The sequence below is a fragment of the Halobacillus sp. ABD4_316 genome (genome assembly GCF_056161385.1).
Genome location: NZ_JBSWZA010000030.1, coordinates 1 through 223, shown reverse-complemented (window position 1 = coordinate 223; position 223 = coordinate 1). Strand labels below are relative to the sequence as shown.

The following is a 223-nucleotide window of genomic DNA, read 5'->3' as shown; positions in this document are numbered from 1 at the left end:
TACCACCTCCTTTCCGTTTGAATGACGGGGGGACGCAGGAGGATAGGGAGAGCGTGCCATTGGATGTGCACGTCCAAGCAGTGAGACGGTCGGAATAGGCAAATCCGTCCGACAACGTCAAGCTGTGATGGGGAGGGAACTATAGTACCGAAGCTCCTGATTTCACACTGCCAAGAAAAGCCTCTAATGAGGAAAGAGGTGCCCGTACCGCAAACCGACACAG

The 223-nt window shown here is 54.3% G+C and carries 1 rRNA gene; it reads left to right on the top strand.

Annotated elements, in window-relative coordinates:
- Positions 1-223: ribosomal RNA gene (locus tag ACXAJH_RS20525) — 23S ribosomal RNA — on the top strand; the annotation flags it as partial.